13 protein-coding genes are annotated in these 19,112 nt (G+C 60.2%); all 13 read left to right on the top strand.

The genetic code is table 11. From position 1 onward, the window contains the following. The first annotated feature begins 158 nt into the window (after nucleotides 1–158). The 13 genes from IB255_RS16155 (at nucleotide 159) to IB255_RS16095 (ending at nucleotide 19,076) form a co-directional block, all read left to right on the top strand. Nucleotides 159–1,952: a sensor histidine kinase gene (locus IB255_RS16155; RefSeq protein ID WP_081515318.1), complete on the top strand. Its 1,794-nt coding sequence runs from the start codon at nucleotides 159–161 to the stop codon at nucleotides 1,950–1,952. Further along, nucleotides 1,949–3,334, top strand: a complete 1,386-nt coding sequence (gene dctD / locus IB255_RS16150) for a two-component system response regulator DctD (protein WP_081515317.1) — start codon at nucleotides 1,949–1,951, stop codon at nucleotides 3,332–3,334. The genes IB255_RS16155 and dctD overlap by 4 nt, the downstream gene beginning before the upstream one ends. Nucleotides 3,335–3,443: 109 nt before the next feature. Continuing rightward, complete coding sequence (locus tag IB255_RS16145) at nucleotides 3,444–4,889, top strand: UbiA family prenyltransferase (protein ID WP_081515769.1); 1,446 nt, start codon at nucleotides 3,444–3,446, stop codon at nucleotides 4,887–4,889. After that, nucleotides 4,889–6,211, top strand: coding sequence for an FAD-binding oxidoreductase (locus tag IB255_RS16140; protein WP_192210562.1), 1,323 nt, complete (start codon nucleotides 4,889–4,891; stop codon nucleotides 6,209–6,211). The genes IB255_RS16145 and IB255_RS16140 overlap by 1 nt, the downstream gene beginning before the upstream one ends. Beyond that, nucleotides 6,208–6,948 carry an SDR family oxidoreductase gene (locus IB255_RS16135; protein ID WP_081515315.1) on the top strand — a complete coding sequence of 247 codons (741 nt, stop codon included), beginning with the start codon at nucleotides 6,208–6,210 and terminating at the stop codon, nucleotides 6,946–6,948. Before IB255_RS16140 ends, IB255_RS16135 begins: the two co-directional genes overlap by 4 nt. Nucleotides 6,949–6,993: 45 nt before the next feature. Further along, nucleotides 6,994–10,161, top strand: a complete 3,168-nt coding sequence (locus tag IB255_RS16130; RefSeq protein WP_081515314.1) for a hypothetical protein — start codon at nucleotides 6,994–6,996, stop codon at nucleotides 10,159–10,161. Nucleotides 10,162–10,331: 170 nt separating this feature from the next. Continuing rightward, nucleotides 10,332–11,882, top strand: a complete 1,551-nt coding sequence (locus IB255_RS16125; protein ID WP_081515313.1) for a hypothetical protein — start codon at nucleotides 10,332–10,334, stop codon at nucleotides 11,880–11,882. Beyond that, on the top strand, nucleotides 11,879–12,817 hold the full coding sequence (locus IB255_RS16120) for an NAD-dependent epimerase/dehydratase family protein (protein WP_081515312.1): 939 nt from the start codon (nucleotides 11,879–11,881) through the stop codon (nucleotides 12,815–12,817). Before IB255_RS16125 ends, IB255_RS16120 begins: the two co-directional genes overlap by 4 nt. Next, on the top strand, nucleotides 12,817–14,112 hold the full coding sequence (locus tag IB255_RS16115; protein ID WP_081515311.1) for an NAD(P)/FAD-dependent oxidoreductase: 1,296 nt from the start codon (nucleotides 12,817–12,819) through the stop codon (nucleotides 14,110–14,112). The genes IB255_RS16120 and IB255_RS16115 overlap by 1 nt, the downstream gene beginning before the upstream one ends. Further along, nucleotides 14,109–14,528, top strand: a complete 420-nt coding sequence (locus tag IB255_RS16110) for a GtrA family protein (RefSeq protein ID WP_081515310.1) — start codon at nucleotides 14,109–14,111, stop codon at nucleotides 14,526–14,528. Before IB255_RS16115 ends, IB255_RS16110 begins: the two co-directional genes overlap by 4 nt. Before the next feature lie 672 nt (nucleotides 14,529–15,200). Further along, a complete protein-coding gene (gene arcD, locus IB255_RS16105) occupies nucleotides 15,201–16,652 on the top strand; it encodes an arginine-ornithine antiporter (protein ID WP_081515309.1) in 1,452 nt (483 codons plus the stop codon). Between the two features lie 16 nt (nucleotides 16,653–16,668). Further along, the gene (gene arcA / locus IB255_RS16100; protein WP_081515308.1) at nucleotides 16,669–17,925 is read left to right on the top strand and encodes an arginine deiminase; all 1,257 of its coding nucleotides are present in this window, start codon (nucleotides 16,669–16,671) and stop codon (nucleotides 17,923–17,925) included. A gap of 140 nt (nucleotides 17,926–18,065) precedes the next feature. Next, entirely contained in the window at nucleotides 18,066–19,076 is a 1,011-nt protein-coding gene (locus tag IB255_RS16095; protein WP_065086518.1) for an ornithine carbamoyltransferase, read from the top strand. The last annotated feature ends 36 nt before the right edge of the window (nucleotides 19,077–19,112 follow it).

Here is a 19,112-nt window from a genome sequence, read left to right as displayed (position 1 = left end):
GGAGCTTCACCTTCACCACAACAGGCCAGCCATTGCGCTGGCCTGTTGCTATCCGCTTGAAAGAAACCGCCAGCGCCCATAGACCGGCAAGCCTTCCAATACCGCTGATATCCAATAAAATCCTTGCAACTTTCCCCCTGTAACAGGCACGTCTGGCTATGGTTAATCGATTTGGTTGGCATGCCCTGCTACTGTTCTTGTTCGCTGCTTTTCTGCTCTGGCCATTGCACTTCTTCGCCCAGCGCTACTACAGCGAGCAACTGGCTGAGCAGAACCAGCAGACCCTCGACCTCTACGTCGCCAACCTGCTCGGCACCCTGCGCCGCTACGAGGACCTGCCACCGATCCTCGGTGAACTGCCGACCTTGCGCGCCGCGCTGCAAACGCCGGAGAGCCTGACAGCACAGAACGCCGCCAACCTGGAACTGCAGCGCATCCGCGGGCGCACCGGGGCAGACGTCATCTACCTGATCCAGGCGGACGGCATGACCCACGCCGCCTCCAACTGGGATCAGCCGGACAGCTTCGTCGGCCGCAACTTCGCCTTCCGCCCCTACTACAAGGAAGCGACCCAAGGTCGGCAGGGACGATTCTTCGGCCTGGGGACGACCTCCAAGCGCCGCGGCTACTACTTCGCCAGCGATGTCCGCGACGGCGGCAAGCTGCTCGGCGTGCTGGTAGTGAAGGTCGACCTCGAACACATGGAGCAGCTCTGGGGTAATACGCCGGAGCAGTTGCTGGTCATGGACTCCAACGGCGTCGTCATCCTCTCGTCCAGTAACGCCTGGCGTTTCCACACTGGCAAGGAGCTATCCCCCGCCAAGCAACGCGAGATCGCCGAGAACATTCCCTATCCGGTGCTGCACCCGGCGCCGCTGAAGATCGACCAGCGCCGCTGGATCAGCCAGAGCCGCCACCTGCCCGAGACTGGCTGGACGGTTAGCATCTATACCCCTCGATCCCAGGTCGACGCACCGGTACGCAGCGTCGTCCTGATCGGCGCGGCCACCCTGGTCGCGCTGCTTCTATTACTCTCATTATTGACTATCAGCCGCCGCCATTACCTCGAACGCATTGCCCTGGAGGCCCAGGCCAAGCACGAGCTGGAACTGCGTGTGCAGGAGCGCACCCAGGAGCTTGAAGGTGCCAACATGCGGCTGCAGGAGGAAGTCAGCAATCGCGAGCAGGCGCAGCGCGAGCTGATGCACGCCCAGGATGAAGTGGTGCAGGCCGGCAAACTGACCGCCCTGGGCACCATGTCCGCCAGCATCAGCCATGAGCTCAACCAACCGCTGGCGGCGATACGCAGCTACGCCGACAACGCCCGCGTACTGCTCGACCACGAGCGCTACAGCGACGCCCGCGGCAACCTCGAACAGATCGGTGAACTGACCGGGCGCATGGCCTCGATCATTGGCCACCTCAAGGCTTACGCCCGCGGTGCCCGCCGGGCGCCGGAAAACGTCGCACTGCAGCCGGCGATCAATGACGCCCTGGCCCTGCTCGCCCAGCGCCGCCAGGCGATGAACGTGGAACTGCTGCGCGACTTGCCCGACGCGGCAATCTGGGTGCAGGCCGGCGAGACGCGGCTGCGGCAGATCCTGTCCAACCTGATCTCCAACGCCCTCGACGCCCTGGCCGAGAAGGGACTGCCAAGGCGCATCTGGCTGACCACCGAGCAGACGCCCGAGCGCATCATCCTGTCCCTGCGTGACAACGGGCCCGGCTTTTCCGACGAAGCCCTGGCCCATGCTCGCGAGCCCTTCTTCACCACCAAGACCAGCGCGAAAGGCCTGGGTCTGGGCCTGGCCATCTGCGACACCCTGTTACGCACGCTGGGCGGACATCTTGAATTGGGCAACCACCCCGAGGGCGGCGCTCTCGTACAATTGCACCTGTTGCCGGGCATTCCCGGCGTGACCCTGACGCCGCAAGAGGAAACCCGCGCATGAGTTCGGCCGAGCCGTTCGACTCCACCACCCAGGTGCTGCTGATCGATGACGACCCGCACCTGCGCCAGGCGCTCTGCCAGACCCTCGACCTCGCTGGCTTCAAGGTGGTCGCCCTGGGCGATGCGCGGCAGATCGATCCGCAGCAGGCGCGTGACTGGCCGGGAGTTATCGTCAGCGACATCCGCATGCCGGGCATCGATGGCCTGCAACTGCTGGAGCAACTGCACGCGCAAGACTCCGAATTGCCGGTGATCCTGGTCACCGGCCATGGCGATGTACCGCTCGCCGTGAAGGCCATGCGCTCGGGCGCCTATGACTTCCTCGAGAAGCCCTTCCCCAGCGATGCGCTACTGGACAGCGTGCGCCGCGCACTCGATGTGCGCCGACTGGTGCTGGAAAACCGCAGCCTGCGCCTGGCCCTGACCGAGCAGAAAGAAGTCCGGGGCCGTCTGGTGGGCCAGTCTGCGCCAATGCAGCGTCTGCAACAGCAGGTCGCATCGCTCGCGGCGATCCAGGCGGACGTGCTGGTCCTGGGCGAAACCGGCTCGGGCAAGGAAGTCGTCGCCCGCGCCCTGCATGACCTGTCGAGCCGCCGCAACGGTCCATTTGTCGCCATCAACGCCGGCGCGCTGGCCGAGTCAGTGGTGGAGAGCGAACTGTTCGGCCACGAACAGGGCGCTTTCACCGGCGCGCAGAAGCGCCGCATCGGCAAGTTCGAGTTCGCCAACGGCGGCACGCTGTTCCTCGACGAGATAGAGAGCATGAGCCTGGACGTCCAGGTGAAGCTGCTGCGCCTGTTGCAGGAGCGCACCGTCGAGCGCCTGGGCTCCAACCAGCTCATTCCACTGGATATCCGCATCATCGCGGCGACCAAGGAGGACCTGCGCCTGGCCTCCGATGAAGGCCGCTTCCGCGCCGACCTCTACTACCGCCTGAATGTAGCCAGTCTGCGCATTCCACCATTGCGAGAACGGGGCGACGACATCCTGCTGCTGTTCCAGCACTTTGCCGAGCGCGGTGCGCAGCGCCATGGCCTGAACGCCCGCCCGCTGGACTCGGCGCAACGTGCGCAACTGCTGGCACACGGCTGGCCGGGCAATGTCCGCGAGTTACAGAACGCCGCGGAGCGCTACGCCCTCGGCCTGGACCTGGGGCTGGACGACAGCCACGGGCAGGCCACCGCCGCCACTCCCGGCGCCGGGCTGAACGAGCAGGTGGAATCCTTCGAGCGCTCGCTGATCGCCGCCGAGATGGGCCGCTCGCACAATTCCCTGCGCAGCCTTGCCGAAGCGCTGGGCGTACCGCGCAAGACCCTGCACGACAAACTGCGCAAGCACGGCCTGCTGTTGAACCCCGGTGATGGTGGTGACCGCGAAGGGTGAAAACGGCAGAGCATCGGATTACGGCTTTTGCTGCATGACTTCAGACGTTACTATCCGCAGGCTCCGAAGAGTCCTACATCAATCACCAGGGCTCTTGTCTCTTTTGCATATGGACTTGTTGAGGAAGCAGTACGTGTCAGCCCCTTTGGTCATCGATCTTGATGGCACCCTCATTCACAGTGACCTACTGCTCGAGTCAGGCCTCAGCTTTCTCAAACTCCACCCGTTGAAAGCACTGACACCCGTACGGTGGCTCGCTCAGGGGAAAGCAAACCTCAAAAGCCGCTTGGCCCATATGGCGCCGCTCGACGTATCCGTGCTGCCTTACAACGAAGACGTCCTGGCGTTGATTCGCCAGGAAAGACAGAACGGTCGCCGGATCATTCTGGCCACGGCAAGCCATCACAGCTATGCCCAGCGCATTGCCGACCACCTGGGCGTATTCGACCAGGTGATGGCCACAGACGAAAACACCAACCTATCCGCCGAACGCAAGCGCGATGCGCTGGTTGCGGAATTTGGCATGCAGGGCTTCGATTACGCAGGCAACTCGGCGGATGATCTGCCGGTCTGGCAGGCCGCGCGGCGCGCATACGTCGTCAACTCCAACGGCAAGATCAGTCGCCGCGCGCATGACCACGGTAACGTCGAGAGTGAAATCAAGCGGGAAATCAAGGTCGCCCGTACCTGGTTGAAGGCGCTGCGCGTTCACCAGTGGGCCAAGAATGCCCTGATCTTCGTACCGCTTCTGGCCAGCCATCGCCTGCTCGAGCCCCAACTGCTGCTCAACGGTCTGCTCGCCTTCCTGTTTTTTGGCCTGTGTGCGTCCAGTGTTTACATCCTGAACGATCTGCTCGACCTGGAAGATGATCGGCACCACGCCACAAAACGCCGCCGCCCATTCGCCAGCGGCGCCATATCAATTCAGAGCGGGTTGTTCGCTTTCCCGGCTTTACTGCTCATCGGGTTCATCGGATCCGCACTTTTGCTGCCATGGAAGTTCGGTCTGGCACTGGCCGCCTACTACCTGCTGACTCTCGCCTACTCCTTCTGGCTCAAGCGCAGAATGGCGGTGGACGTCATAGTTCTGGCAATGCTCTACACCTCGCGCATTATTGCCGGCACATTTGCCTTTGACGTCAAGCTGACCTTCTGGATGCTGGCCTTCTCGATGTTCATCTTCCTCAGCCTGGCTCTGGTCAAACGCTATGCCGAACTGCGCGAAGCACGGATGAAGGGCAAGAGTCAGAAAACACGAGGACGCGGCTACTATCCGGATGACCTGGAAATGATCTCGTCCCTGGGAGCCGCCTCGGGTTACCTGTCAGTCATGGTCCTCGCCCTGTACATCCAGGACGCTACCACTGCCGCCATGTATCACTATCCGCAGCTGATATGGCTCGCCTGCCCATTATTGCTGTTCTGGATAACGAGAGTCTGGATGTTGACCCATCGCGGGCTGATGCATGACGACCCCGTCGTCTTTGCAATCAAGGACCGCGCCAGCCTGATGATTGGTGCCTTTTTTGCGTTGATATTCTGGGTAGCAGCCTGATGACCCGAGAACTGGCATCCTGGGGCCGCTATCCGTATCTCCTCCAGCAACGACACCCCTGCAGTTGGCAAAGCGAACTACCTGCGCTTCTGCATCGGCTGGCAAAACACCCGGCCGGTACTCTCCCCTACGGAAACGGCCGAAGCTACGGCGATAGTTGCCTGGCATCCAGTGGAGAGCTGCTGCAGACCCGGCAACTTGACCGACTGATATCTGCCGACTGGGAAAATGGCGTCATCCTGGCCGAGTCGGGCATCACGCTGGCCGAGATTCTCGCAGTGACCATTCCTCGTGGCTGGTTTCTTCCCGTCACACCGGGCACCAAGTTCGTAACACTGGGCGGCGCCATCGCCAACGACGTGCATGGCAAGAACCACCACGTTCGTGGGACGTTTGGCCGCCACGTACAACGCCTGTCTCTGCTGCGCTCCGATCAACAGGAGGCACTGGTCTGCTCGGCGCAGGAGAATACCGAGCTATTCCGAGCCACTATTGGCGGGCTTGGGCTGAGTGGGGTGATTGTCTGGGCTGAACTGCAATTGATGCCGATCACGTCGAGCGAGATAGATGGTGTCAATGTGCGCTTCGACTCACTTGGCGAGTTCTTCTCGCTATCCGAAGAGTTCGACCGCACCCACGAATACACCGTCGCCTGGATCGACTGCCTGGCGCGAGGCAGTTCTGCCGGCCGGGGAGTTTTCTCCGTTGGCAATCACGCCCGTGAGGGCAAGTTGCAGTTTGATGGGCGAACGCGCCTGAGCGTCCCTGTCACGCCCCCCATCACTCTTATGAACAGACTCAGTCTTAATCTGTTCAATAATGCCTATTTCCACCTTCACCAGCCGGGACGCCGTGGCTCCCGAGGCAGCTACGACCCGTTCTTCTATCCACTGGACAGCATCCTGCACTGGAACCGGATCTATGGGCGCCGAGGCTTCCAGCAGTACCAGTGTGTCATTCCCGATGCAGTAGCCGAGCCAGCCATGCGCGAAGTTCTCTCCAGTATCGCCGGCAGCGGGAGCGGCTCGTTCCTCGCCGTGATGAAACGCTGTGGCACAGTGGCCTCTCCCGGACTCATGTCATTCCCCATGCCCGGCGTCTCCCTGGCCCTGGACTTCCCTCAGCACCAGGATCTCGACCGAGTCCTGTTCCGTCGCCTCGACCAGGTCGTTCGCCAGGCGGGAGGGCGACTGTACCCGGCCAAGGACGCACACATGGCCGGCGAGGATTTCCGCGCCTTCTATCCGGCCTGGCAGCAGGTCGAGGCCCTCCGTGACCCGGCACTCATCTCCCAATTCTGGACACGCGTGACTCAAGCATGAAAAACATCCTGATCATCGGCGCCAATTCCGCCATCGCCACCGCTTGCGCGCGCCAATGGGCAACTGAACCGGCTCGCTTCTTCCTCGTGGCGCGCAATACCGAAAAGCTCGAACAGGTGGCCGCCGACCTGCGCGCGCGGGGAACCAGCTTGGTCCAGACCCACGCACTTGATCTGAATGACTTGCCATCCCATGAGAGCATGCTGGCGGAAGCCTTCAGCACTTTGGGCCGAGTCGACGTATGCCTGATCGCACATGGCACCCTGCCAGACCAGGCAGCTTGTCAGCAGGATGTCGACGTCGCTCTGCGTGAATTCTCCAGCAACGGCCTGAGCGTGATCGCACTATTGACCCGCCTGGCCAATCGCATGGAAGAACAGCGCACCGGAACACTGGCTGTGATTTCGTCGGTGGCGGGAGACCGTGGTCGTCCTTCCAACTACCTGTACGGTACTGCCAAGGCGGCAGTCAGCACGTTCTGCGAGGGCTTGCGTGCGCGCTTGTTCAAGGTAGGAGTCCATGTGCTCACAATCAAGCCGGGCTTCGTCGATACACCCATGACCCAAGGGTTGACCCTGCCCAAACTGCTGCTGGCGACCCCTGATCAAGTTGCCCGGGACATCAACCGCGCAATCGAAAAGCACCGGGACTCGATCTATACGCCCTGGTTCTGGAGCCTGATCATGTTGTTGATTCGTAACATTCCTACCGGGCTGTTCAAGAAAACCAACATCTGACCACCGAACGGAATCACTAAGTCACTGAGGGCACCGGAACTCGCCATGCCAATTTTTTCCACGACCCCAGCCACCGGTCGGGCACAAATCACTGCTAGCCGAATCCTGCAATGGTTGATTCACGCTACGGTCATGATCCTTCTGGTTGGCATTGTCGCCCCCATCGCTCCTCGCCTACCGGACATGGGGCTGGATGCATCCTGGGCGGTCGGCATACAAGAGGCTCTCGCCCAAAGACTTGTGATTGGCCAGGACGTGGTCTTTACCTTCGGCCCCTATGCCTCGCTCTTTACGTTCATGTACCACCCACAGAGCGATCTGTTAGGGGTAATCAGCGGAACCATACTGGGCGCCATCTATGGCACGCTTCTGCTGATCAATTATCGCAGACTACCTGCCTGGGCGATCTTGGCGGCCACCCTTGCTTTCTGCTGGCTAGGGGTAATCAGCAAGGACAGTCTGCTCTTTGCCTACCCCCTGCTATTGGCACTAACACTCCATCAGCTTCTGGGAGATGGTGCCGGCAAACATGGGGCGAGGACTCTTTTCATCCTCTGCACCGTGGGCCTTGGGCTGCTTCCGCTCATCAAGGGATCTTTGCTGCCCCTGTGCCTGAGTGTGGGAGCTCTCTGCTCATTACTGGCATGGATCCGGAAAGAACACACTGTCGCCATCTCAACACTGTTGCTGCCACCGCTAGCCGCACTGATATTCTGGCTGGCTGCGGGTCAGCCTCTCTCTGCACTGCTGCAGTTCTTCCACAACATTCTGCCGATCATTTCCGGCTATACCATCGCCATGGCGACCTATGGGGACAACCGGGCAATCATCACCTATGTGATCGTCAGCGGCCTGATCCTCATAAGCCTACTGCCAGGCCGTCGCCCTCGGTTGAGCACACTTTTCCTGCTTCTGGCGTTTGCCCTATACCTGTTCCTGTCTTTCAAGGCTGCGTTCGTTCGCGTGGATCACGTGGCAATCGCATTGGGCTCTCTCTTGATCGCCATTCTGCTTCTGGCCAACCACATCCCCAAGCCACTCTTCGCTCTGTGCTTGGCAGGGGGGGTAGCTCTGGCCCTGCAGGTGCCGTCCTACGACTTGCTGAATGTCCGTGGCAACCTGGCTGATCGTTACATTTCCGCTGGCCGGGCAATTGCCGAGCGAATTACTTCTCCCGGCAAGCTCGCAACTGCCTACCAACAGAGACTCACTCACCTGCATCAGGAAGATCCTGTACGCATGCTGAGTGGCACCAGCGACATCTATCCATGGGATATCACCACCCTGATCGCTTCCGGCAACAAGTGGGCACCACGGCCGGTCTTCCAAAGCTACTCGGCCTATACACCCGCGTTGGCGCTAGCGAACGAATCCCATCTCCGCTCTCAAAAGTCCCCGGATAACCTGTTTGTAAAAGTAACCAGCATAGATGGGCGCTTTCCCGCTCTGGAAGACGGCGCCAGTTGGCCAACCATGCTTCGCAACTACGCGCCCATCTCACTGGATGGCAATTATCTGGTACTCCATCGAGAGCGCCTTGATCCGGTCGATCTGGATAGCGGGCTAGTGCACACGCAGACGGCAACCCTGGGACAGGCGATAACGATTCCAAGGTATTCAGGAGCACTCTTCGCCCGCATTTCCATGAAGCAAACCCTGCAGGGAAAGATCAGCAAGACGCTGTACAAAAGCGGGGGCTTGAGTATCAACCTGGAGTTGCGCAACGGTGAGCGTCGCAAATTCCACTTCGTCCCCAGCATGGCAGAGAGTGGTTTTGTCGTTTCACCGCTTATCGAAGATGCGTTTGATCTGGCGCTTCTCGCCGATGGTCCGACGAAAGTACCGGTGGAAAAAGAAGTCACCAGCTTCTGGATTACCAAGGATGACTCGTCTTCTGACTGGCAGGAGAGCCTGCAGGTCCAGTTCATCCAGGTCGACATTCCCCCTCGACACGCACCCGTCGAGAATCTTTTTGCTGCTCACGCAAGCCCCTCCCAGGCAATGCTTGACGCTCGCGAAAATCCATCCTGTGAAGGGCATATAGACTCGCTCAATCGTGAACCGGCGAGCTCCAGCGAGGTCCTCAGTCGCACCCTCCAGGTGACAGGATGGACCGCTATCTCCAGCACGACAGGCCAGTTGGCTGATCAAGTGTTCATCAGCCTTCGCAACGAAAATGGCGAGATGAGCTTCTACGCTGCCCAGACTCAAATGCGCCCGGACCTTGCCGCCTATTTCAAGTCACCGACTATGGACCGGGCCGGAATCACCAGCACGATTGACGCTCGCTCACTTTCCGGCAATTACGAGATTGGTGTGCTGCGTAGAAGCGGATCCGAGTATGAGCACTGCAAGCTTCTACAGGCGCCAGTAGCGATCAACATCATATCCCAGCCCATCCAGTCGACTGCCGCCATGCTCCAGGCCTCCCCGAACGCACAATGCGAGGGGCACGTGGACTCGATTGCTGGCGTATCTGTGGATGGCGCAGCCGTAACTGGCGACTACGTGGACATCGAAGGCTGGACCGCTCTGTCGAGCGTTGAGGCAAAACTTCCAGAAGACGTCTTCATCAAGCTGACTGACGAGAAAGGCCAAAACAGAATCTATCCCACTCGTCCTCAGCGGCGGCCGGATGTGAGCAATGCCTTCAAGAACCCGCGGCTGGCCAACGCAGGCTACATTGCCCGAGTCGACACCCGTGGCCTCTCGGGCCGCTTCCATATCAGCGTACTGCGCACTGGCGGTGGTCCGTACGAGGAGTGCCCCGGTCCCAAGGATGCTGTCTCAATCAACCTGAATGGACCGAGCAATCTGGCCTCACTCGCTTTGCAGAACGCGCGACCAAGCACAAGTTGTGAAGGGCACCTGGACTCCATCAATGGAAAGCCCACCGGCACTCCCGTCAAGACTGGGGAGAATGCAGCTATCGAAGGCTGGACCGTGCTTTCCAGCGCCGAGGGGAAACTTCCTGAGCATGTATTCGTCACTCTGCAGGATCATAACGGCGTATCCCGGATATTCCCGACGGAAGCGGTGGCAAGAAGCGACGTAAGCAGCCTCTTCAAGAACGAGAAGCTCATCCAGTCCGGGTTCCTGGCCCGCTTTGACACCCATGAGCTTTCCGGCGAATACCGCGTTGGTATCGTGCGTAGCAATGGCGACCAATTCGAGCGGTGCCAGTCGCTGGATCAAACCATCACGTTGAACTGACATACGGTCGTATGTGGCAGCGGATCCGCATGCGGGCCCGCTCTCCACCTGCCTTCAGCACTACAGACGGGACACCGATGTTTCGCAATCCACAGGCCTGGGCGTGCCGAAACGTCACTAACGCTCATACATTTCTAGAGGAAAAGATCGAACGCTTCAGGACATCGCTGTTGCTCCTGCTCATGCTGGCGCTCCTGGCGCTGAAAGTGGGCAACTCGAGCCTGATCCTGGGGAGTCTGTGGGGAGAGGACGGCAACGTTTTTCTCAACCAGGCACTTGAAGGCGGAGTCAAGGCAGTCTGGTCCCCCTATAATGGCTATCTGCACCTTTTCCCACGCCTGGTCGCGCTGCTGGCGAGCCAGTTCCCACTCGCCTTCATTCCTGGTCTCTTCAACCTGGGATGGCTCCTGGCTGTCGGCATCGCCGTATTTCTCATTTGCCACTATGGCCGCCAACATGCACTGAGTAATGCCAGCTGTCTCATTCTTGTCGGCTGCGTCCTTCTGCAGCCAAACAATGGAGAAGCTTTCTTTACTCTCACCAATGCCCACTGGTTCATCGCCATCGCGCTGATTCTGTTCATTTGCCATCCCGACACCACCAAGCCAGGAGTATTCACCAGCACAGCATTGATCATCGCCGGTCTGACAGGCCCCTTTGCTCTGATCACACTTCCGATTCTCGTTCTGCAGACACTCCTCCACAGACGGATGACAAAGGCTGCAGTGGTCTACCTCATCATCATCGGCAGTGCACTGATTCAGGTTTACTTCCTGGTAGCCAGCGATAGAGTTGACAGCACCGCTCCGATGGACCCCGACTACCGGCATTGGCTTCAGGCTCTCTGGGTATTTTTCACTTTTGGTTTGAACTCGGTATTCGGTGCAACTTGCGCGTTGCTGGTCTGGGTGCTCTTTGCCTACGCATTGGCCATGCAACTCATACGAGGCAGCCATCAGGAGAGAGTTCTTCAGGTATCGCTGCTCGCGCTGGCTGCCATGTTCTACCTGGCCGGCCTGCTCACTCAGCGGCACGAACCGCAGCTGCTCAGCCCGCTAGGGATCTGCTCGAGGTATTACCTGATCCCCTATACGCTGCTGATTTTTTCGGCAGGTCTTGCCTTTCGTTACTTCGCGACCATTGGCGTGCTGGCGTTGGTGGCATTCGCCCTGGTCTGCATTCAAGGGGCAGTCCGAGTAGACAGAGGCGAACAGCAATGGATGGCATACAGTCGTCTCGCAGAACAAGTTAGTCCTTTGTACATTCCCATCGCCCCCAGCATGCCGGCGTTCCCTGGATGGGCCGCTCACGTACAGAAACAATTGCCGCCGTTGACGGCAGTTCAGATTCCGCTCGATCAGTTGCATGTCTACAATGCCGTTCGCCTGGATACCCCCGGTGAAATGGCACTTGAGACCGGTGACGTCGAGCCGAGCATCCAATTTTCCCTTCCGCAATGCCAAGACCAGCGCTATCTCGGAGTAGTGGTCCACGCATGGCGAGAAAAGGGGGGGTTTGCACAACTCTTCTGGGGGCAGCAGTTCAACTTCAAGGAACAACGCTCTGTACGACGTTTCTATCCCACCGGAGACGTCGTTATGCATTTCGCATTCAAGCGGCGCCACAAAGATGACACTTTGCGCCTGGATCCCACCGAGAATCTGGGGAAGTCAGTGATTCACGATGTTCAGCTCGTCTGCCTGGGAGGCACAACCAATTGACCAGCAAGAAAATCCTCATCCCCGGCGGGGCCGGCCTGGTCGGCCAGAACCTGGTCGCCCAGCTCAAGGAGCGTGGCTACACCAACCTGATCATCCTCGACAAGCACCGCGCCAACCTCGAGACCCTGCGCAGCCTGCACCCGGAGTTGACCATCGAGTATGTCGACCTCGCCGAGCCCGGTGAGTGGGAGAAGCACTTCGAAGGCGCCGACAGCGTGGTCATGCTCCAGGCGCAAATCGGCGATCCGAATCCGGAGCCGTTCGTGCGCAACAACATTACCTCGACCGAACGCATCCTCGAGTTGATCAAGCGCTACCAGATTCCCTACACCGTCCACATCAGCTCCTCCGTGGTGGAGTCGGTCGCCGACGACCACTACACCAATACCAAGAAGGAGCAGGAGCGCATCGTTCTGGAGAGCGGGATCAACTGTGTCGTGCTGCGCCCGACCCTGATGTTCGGCTGGTTCGACCGCAAGCACCTGGGCTGGCTGTCGCGCTTCATGCAGAAGGTCCCGGTATTCCCCATCCCGGGCAACGGCCGTTACATGCGCCAACCCCTCTACGCCGGCGACTTCAGCAGCATCATCGCCAGCTGCATCGAGTCGCGCATCGCCGGCCAGGTTTACAACATCACCGGCCTGGAAGAAGTCGACTACATCGACATCATTCGCACCATTCGCAACACCACTGGCGCCAAGTGCATGCTGCTGAAGATCCCCTATGGGCTCTTCTACGCGCTGCTGAAGATCTGGGCCCTGTTCGACAAGAACCCGCCCTTCACTGCCGATCAGCTTAAGGCCCTGGTGGCCCGCGATGAATTCGAGGTGATCGATTGGCCCGGCATCTTCAAGGTGAAACCAACGCCGTTCGCCCAGGCCGTGGAACAAACCTTCAAGCACCCCACCTACAGCAAGGTCGTACTGGATTTCTGATGAAGGACAATCAACGCATCGCCGTGCTCGGCGCCGGCCCGATGGGCCTGGCAGTTGCCTATCAGCTGGTAAAGGACGGCCATCGTCCAGTGATCTTCGAGGCTGACGACCGCGTCGGCGGAATGACTGCGCACTTCGACTTCAATGGTCTGTCCATTGAGCGCTATTACCACTTCCATTGCATCTCCGACCACGCCTTCCTCAAGGTGCTGGACGAACTGGGCCTCGCCGACCACATGAAATGGGTCGAGACCAAGATGGGTTACTGGTACCAGAACAAGGTCCAGCCCTGGGGCAACCCGATCGCGCTGCTGAAGTTCTCCGGCCTGAGCTTCATCGCAAAGTTCCGCTATGGCCTGCATGCGTTCCTTTCGACCAAGCGTAACGACTGGAAACCCCTGGACCACGTCGAGGCCACGGGCTGGATCAAGCGCTGGGTCGGGGCGGAAGCCTATGAAGTGCTATGGCGCCGGCTGTTCGACTACAAGTTCTACGACTACACCAGCAACCTCTCGGCTGCCTGGATCTGGAGCCGTATCCGCCGCATCGGCCGCTCGCGCTACAGCCTGTTCAGGGAAAAACTGGGCTACCTGGACGGCGGCTCCGAGACCTTGCTGCACGGCCTGCGGGATTACATCCAGCAGCACGGCGGTGAGTTCCGCCTGGCCACCCCTGTCAGCAAGGTGCTGATGGATGGCGGAAAGATCCGTGGCGTCGAAGCCGGCGGCGAGCAGCACGCCTTCGACAAGGTCATCAGTACTATTCCGATGCCCTATGTCCCGCGGTTGATGCCAGATCTGCCCGAAGCCACTCTCAAGGCGTTCGGCTCGGTCAACAACATTGCCGTGGTCTGCGTCATCGCCAAGCTGCGCAAGGCGGTTACCGAGAACTTCTGGCTCAACACCAACGATCCCGAGATGGATATTCCGGGACTCGTGGAATACAGCAATCTGCGCCCGCTGGATGAGCACATCGTCTACGTGCCCTTCTACATGCCCGGCGAACACCCGAAGTTCCAGGAGCCGGACCAGGCCTTCCTGAACAAGGTGAAACGCTACCTGCAGAAGATCAATCCGCAGTTGGCCGACACCGACTTCCTCGAACTGCGCGCCAGCCGCTATCGCTACGCCCAACCGATCTGCGACCCCGGGTACCTGGAGCACCTGCCGCCGGTTGAACTTCCGGTCGAGGGCCTGTGGGCCGCCGATACCTCCTATTACTACCCGGAGGATCGCGGCATTTCGGAAAGTATCGACTTCGGCCGCAAGATGGCGATCCAGGCCGCAGCCAAATGATCAGGCACTTCCTGACCCGCCAGTTCCTGACCTTCATTGGTGTCGGCGTGACAGCTGCCCTGGCCAACTGGTGTACCCGCTACGCACTTAGCCAGGAGTTCAACTACTCGCTGTCGGTGCTGCTGGCCTATCTGGTTGGGATCAGCGTGGCGTTCCTGCTCAATCGACGTTTTGTATTTCCAGGCTCGCCCCGGCCGATAGCTGCGCAGGCCCGGGAGTTCCTGCTGATCAACGTGGCCTTCATGCCAGTGGTCTGGATTTCCGCCTTGGGCTTCCGCTACGTGCTGCGTCAAATGAACCTCGAGGCCATTGCCGATGGACTGGCGCATGCCCTCTCGTTGGCGGTTCCTGCCTTTGGTACCTTCCTGCTGTACAAGTTCTTCACCTTTGCCGGCCCGAAGGCATCGGAAAGGTAGGACCTGCGCGCTACACCCGTGCACCATGCGGGTGTAGTGCACTCCTCCCCAATGGCGGAAATTCCGCCGACGACAACGACCTCTGAGCAGAAATCCGCCGATGGCCTGGACTGCGACCAAGGGCGAACAGCGCCACAGAGCGCTCTGACGTAGTCTTCAGCCCTGGCACACACCTTGCTCTGCGACACAGGTGCGATTGCCTTGTGCATCACATCTCGCGACGTGCCTGCCACGTCGCGCCCGCCAGGCCACGAACCCGGCGGTGTCCTTCGGGCTTCTTGCCATCTCGTGCCTTCGATTCGACAGGCGCATCGCCGGGTGCAGTGATCCTGCCCCGGCCAATTTTCCCCTCCCGCATCTTCGTTCAGGACTTTCCTACACAGCGGTCCTGCGCCTTTCTGCATCTGCGAATCAAGCGCAACGACGCGCCCTGCGTGGGCCTGCGAAATCGACTGCCATTCTGCGGTCATGAAACCGCGCTCAAATCTTCACGAAATCCCCTCTAAATCGGGCGCTAATGCAAAACCTCTCCTATGGTTTATGCGGGGTGGGCAGAGCAGGAAGTACTGCCCAATACATTGGATAGCAAGCTATTGACCTGAATCAGGAGTGCCCCGCCAAGACGGGCGCTAAATAGCCTCACTCTCCAACTTCCTATAGGGAGATTCTTAAATGTCGCAAGAAAGCAGCCAAAAACTAAAGCTAGGCGCTTTGACGGCTCTTGTTGTCGGCTCGATGATTGGCGGGGGCATCTTCTCTCTCCCGCAAAACATGGCCGCCAGCGCTGACGTCGGCGCGATCCTCATCGGTTGGGCCATCACCGCGGTCGGCATGCTGACCCTGGCATTCGTCTTCCAGACCCTGGCCAACCGCAAACCCCAACTCGACGGTGGTGTGTACGCCTACGCGAAGGCCGGTTTCGGTGACTACATGGGCTTCTCCTCGGCCTGGGGTTACTGGATCAGCGCCTGGCTCGGCAACGTCGGTTACTTCCTCCTGCTGTTCAGCACCCTGGGCTACTTCTTCCCGATCTTCGGCAAGGGCGACACCGTCGCGGCGATCGTCTGCGCGTCGATCCTCTTGTGGGCCCTGCACTTCCTGGTACTGCGCGGGATCAAGGAAGCGGCGTTCATCAACACCATCACCACGGTGGCGAAGATCGTCCCGCTGTTCCTGTTCATCCTGATCTGCCTGTTCGCCTTCAAGCTGGACATCTTCACCGCGGACATCTGGGGCAAGAGCAATCCTGACCTGGGCAGCGTGATGAACCAGGTGCGCAACATGATGCTGGTCACCGTGTGGGTGTTCATCGGCATCGAGGGCGCGAGCATCTTCTCCTCCCGTGCGGAAAAACGTTCGGACGTCGGTAAGGCCACCGTAATCGGCTTCATCACCGTCCTGCTGCTGCTGGTACTGGTGAACGTGCTGTCCATGGGCGTGATGACCCAGCCGGAACTGGCCAAGCTGCAGAACCCGTCGATGGCGCTGGTGCTGGAGCATGTGGTCGGCCACTGGGGCGCGGTCCTGATCAGCGTCGGCCTGCTCATCTCCCTGCTGGGTGCCCTGCTCTCCTGGGTACTGCTGTGCGCCGAGATCATGTTCGCTGCCGCCAAGGACCACACCATGCCGGAGTTCCTCCGCAAGGAGAACGCCAACCAGGTGCCGGCCAACGCCCTCTGGCTGACCAACATCTGCGTGCAGGTCTTCCTGGTCATCGTGTTCTTCACCTCCGGCAGCGCCGACGGTGGCATGGACCCGTACACCAAGATGCTGCTGCTGGCCACCTCGATGATCCTGATCCCGTACTTCTGGTCCGCGGCCTACGGCCTGCTGCTGGCAGTCAAGGGCGAGACCTACGAGACCGACTCGGCCGACCGCACCAAAGACCTGATCATCGCCGGTATCTCGGTTCTCTACGCGGTGTGGCTGATCTACGCAGGTGGCCTGAAGTACCTGCTGCTGTCGGCGCTGCTGTACGCGCCCGGCGTCATCCTCTTCGCCAAAGCGAAACATGAAGTGGGCCAACCCATCTTCACCAATGTCGAGAAGCTCATCTTCGCGGTTGTCGTGATCGGTGCACTGATCGCGGCCTATGGCCTCTACGACGGCTTCCTCACTCTGTAACTCCTGGAGACATCTCATGAGCACGGAAAAAACCAAACTTGGCGTCCATTCTGAAGCTGGCAAACTACGCAAAGTGATGGTCTGCTCGCCCGGACTCGCCCATCAACGCCTGACCCCGAGCAACTGCGACGAGTTGCTGTTCGACGACGTTATCTGGGTGAACCAGGCGAAGCGCGACCACTTCGACTTCGTCACCAAGATGCGCGAACGCGGCATCGATGTTCTGGAAATGCACAACCTGCTGACCGACATCGTGGCGAACCCCGAAGCCCTGAAGTGGATCCTCGATCGCAAGATCACCGCTGACAGCGTCGGCCTCGGCCTGACCCTCGAGCTGCGCTCCTGGCTCGAAAGCCTGGAGCCGCGCAAACTGGCCGAGTTCCTCATCGGCGGCGTGGCCTCCGACGACATCCCGGAAAGCGAAGGCGCCAAGGCGCTGAAGATGTACCGCGACTACCTGGGCCACTCCAGCTTCCTGCTGCCGCCGCTGCCCAACACCCAGTTCACCCGTGACACCACCTGCTGGATCTACGGCGGTGTGACCCTGAACCCGATGTACTGGCCGGCGCGACGTCAGGAAACCCTGCTGACCACCGCCATCTACAAGTTCCACCCGGAATTCACCAACGCCGAATACGAAGTCTGGTACGGCGATCCGGACAAGGACCACGGCATGTCCACCCTCGAGGGTGGTGACGTGATGCCCATCGGCAATGGCGTCGTCCTGATCGGCATGGGCGAACGCTCCTCCCGCCAGGCCATCGGCCAGGTAGCCCAGGCACTGTTCGCCAAGGGCGCTGCCGAGAAAGTCATCGTCGCCGGCCTGCCGAAATCCCGCGCCGCGATGCACCTGGACACCGTCTTCACCTTCTGCGACCGCGACCTGGTCACCGTCTTCCCCGAAGTGGTGAAAGAGATCGTTCCCTTCATCCTGCGTCCGGACGAGAAGAGCCCCTACGGCATCAACGTCCAGCGCGAAGACAAGGACTTCATGACCGTCGTCGCCGAGTCCCTGGGCCTGAAGAAACTGCGCGTCGTCGAAACCGGCGGCAACAGCTTCGCCGCCGAACGCGAACAGTGGGACGACGGCAACAACGTGGTCTGCCTGGAACCGGGCGTGGTGGTGGGTTATGACCGCAACACCTACACCAACACCCTGCTGCGCAAGGCTGGCGTGGAAGTCATCACCATCAGCGCCGGCGAACTGGGCCGGGGCCGTGGCGGCGGTCACTGCATGACCTGCCCGATCATCCGCGACCCGATCGACTACTGATCGATCGGCACCCGATAAACGCGACTACCTCAACCAGAGCGCATTGACCTCACGAGGCGGCCCTTGCCAGGGCCGCCCGCCCCGCCAGCCACGAGCTGTACTGACGAGGGCCGAGATTGGATCCCACAAGGAGAAACACCATGGCTTTCAACATGCACAACCGCAACCTGCTCAGCCTGATGCACCACAGCACCCGCGAGTTGCGCTATCTGCTCGACCTGTCCCGCGACCTGAAACGCGCCAAGTACACCGGTACCGAGCAGCAACACCTGAAAGGCAACAACATTGCGCTGATCTTCGAAAAGACCTCGACCCGCACCCGCTGCGCCTTCGAAGTCGCCGCCTATGACCAGGGCGCCAACGTCACCTACATCGACCCGAACTCCTCGCAGATCGGCCACAAGGAATCGATGAAGGACACCGCCCGCGTACTGGGCCGCATGTACGACGCCATCGAATACCGTGGCTTCAAGCAGGAAATCGTCGAAGAACTGGCCAAGTTCGCTGGCGTACCGGTGTTCAACGGCCTGACCGACGAGTACCACCCGACCCAGATGCTGGCCGACGTGCTGACCATGCGCGAGCACAGCGACAAGCCGCTGCACGACATCAGCTACGCCTACCTGGGCGACGCCCGCAACAACATGGGTAACTCCCTGCTGCTGATCGGCGCCAAGCTCGGCATGGACGTACGCATCGCCGCTCCCAAGGAACTCTGGCCGACCGACGAACACGTCGCCGCCTGCAAGAAGTTCGCTGAAGAAAGCGGTGCCCGCATCACCATCACCGAAGACCCGAAAGAAGCCGTCAAGGGCGTGGACTTCATCCACACCGACGTCTGGGTATCGATGGGTGAGCCGGTCGAAGCCTGGGGCGAACGCATCAACGAGCTGCTGCCCTACCAGGTCAACATGGACATGATGAAGGCCGCCGGCAACCCGCGCGTGAAGTTCATGCACTGCCTGCCCGCCTTCCACAACAGCGAGACCAAGGTCGGCAAGGAAATCGCCGCCAAGTACCCGAACCTGAAGAACGGCATCGAAGTGACCGAAGACGTCTTCGAATCCCCGTACAACATTGCCTTCGAGCAGGCGGAAAACCGCATGCACACCATCAAGGCAATCCTCGTTTCGACCCTCGCCGACATGTAATGCCGGACAGCCCCGGACCGCGACAAGGTCGCCGGT

Source organism: Pseudomonas sp. PDM22 (assembly GCF_014851965.1).
Classification (GTDB): Bacteria; Pseudomonadota; Gammaproteobacteria; order Pseudomonadales; family Pseudomonadaceae; genus Pseudomonas.
Note: the sequence above shows the minus strand (reverse complement) of the source record. Positions and strands in the feature narration are given on the sequence as shown.